1 protein-coding gene is annotated in these 1,702 nt (G+C 61.3%); it reads left to right on the forward strand.

Features of this window, described 5'->3' with window-relative positions; genetic code table 11:
* Nucleotides 1-113 precede the first annotated feature (113 nt).
* Complete coding sequence (locus EH240_RS36840) at nucleotides 114-1,670, forward strand: ISL3 family transposase (protein ID WP_125007224.1); 1,557 nt, start codon at nucleotides 114-116, stop codon at nucleotides 1,668-1,670.
* Nucleotides 1,671-1,702: the final 32 nt, after the last annotated feature.

The following is a 1,702-nucleotide window of genomic DNA, read 5'->3' on the forward strand; positions in this document are numbered from 1 at the left end:
ATGTCAATGACCACGGAATCGGGACCCTGTTTTTTCGCGCAAAAGGGGGTCAGACTCAATCTCGCTGCATGTGCAGGGTGATGTCGCGCAATTTTCGAGAGGGCATCAGCGCGATGGAACAGAGATTTGGGTCGACGAGACTGGCGCCGGCGGGGTTGCTCGTCGAGCATGCCGAAATCAAGGCGGATTGTGTATTTCTTGACGTGCGCGCTACGGCGCTTTCGGCAACGTGCCCGTGCTGCGGGACGAGTTCACGCCGGACCCAGAGCCGATATATGCGGCAAGCCGCCGATTTGCCCATCGCTGGCCGGCGGGTGGTCTTGCGGGTGACGGTTCGCCGTTTCTGGTGCGACGCCGTTCTTTGCCGCCGCCGCATTTTTGCCGAGCGGTTTGGTGCCGCTGTTTTAGCCCCGTTATCGCGGAGAACCGGACGCCTTGAGACGATCGTTCATCACTTGGGACTGGCGCTGGGCGGCAGGCCTGCCGCAGCCTTTGCCGACCGCCTGATGATGCCGGTGAGCAACGATACCCTGTTGCGTGTCGTGCGCCGGCGGACTGAACAGCCGCGCGATAAGCTCGCCATCATCGGCATCGACGACTTCGCGTTCCGGCGCGGCCAACGATACGGGACGATTGTCTGCGATCTTGAGCGCCGCAGGCCAGTGACATTGCTGCCTGATCGCGAACAGGCGACATCCCAGGCTTGGCTGGCAAACCATCCTTCCATTGTGACTGTCGCTCGCGATCGGGGTGGCGGATATGGCGAGGCGATCGCCAAGGCCTTGCCTCATGCCGATCAGGTGGCCGACCGCTGGCATCTGATGGAAAACGCCAGCCGCGCTTTCCTTGATGCAGTCAGCAAGTCCATGCGGCATATCCGAAAGACCGTCGGCAGCACCATCATCGATCCAAGGCTTCTCACCTATGCCGAACGGCTGCAGTATGAAGGATATCTGCGTCGCCAGGAGACAAACGAGGCCATTCTGGAATTGTCGAAGCAGGGTGTGGCGATCAAGCAGATCGTCAAGCGTACCGGACATAGCCGTAAGCTCGTCCGCTGCGTCCTGCGCGGTCAGCGCTCCGACATGTTCCGCGTCCGGCAGAGTTCGCTCGAGGAATGGCTTCCCTGGCTTGACGGCCGCTGGGACCAAGGCGCGCGCAATGCTTCGGCGCTCTGGCGCGAAATGCGTAAGAAAGGCTTTCGTGGCCAGATCGGCGTCGTCTCTGAATGGGCGCGGCGCAGACGCCTTGCTGAAAGGGCCGATCAAAGCGCACTTGCCCGCACGCCTTCGGCACGAAGCATCGCCAGGCTCATGACGCTGGCGCGTGACGACCTGTCCAAATCGGACGCTGTGCTGATCGCGGCAATCGAGAGCAATGTTCCTGACCTCGTCACCGCGCGAACGCTGATCGACGACTTTCAGCGGATGATCCGGTCAAAGGCGGTCGCAAAACTGGACGCTTGGCTCGAGGGCGCGAAGGCAAGCCTCGTTGGCTCCTTTGCAAACGGAGTCGAAAAGGACATCGCCGCAGTCCGCAACGCCATTATCTCTCCGTGGTCGAATGGCCAGACCGAAGGCCAGATCACCAAGCTCAAACTCATCAAGCGGCAAATGTACGGCCGCGCCAAGATTGATCTGCTCCAGGCGCGCCTCGTCGGTGCAACTTAGGCTGTGGCCGCAGCGAGAGTGCGTCAGAGCCC

The sequence above is a fragment of the Mesorhizobium tamadayense genome (assembly GCF_003863365.1).
GTDB classification, from domain to species: Bacteria; Pseudomonadota; Alphaproteobacteria; order Rhizobiales; family Rhizobiaceae; genus Mesorhizobium; species Mesorhizobium tamadayense.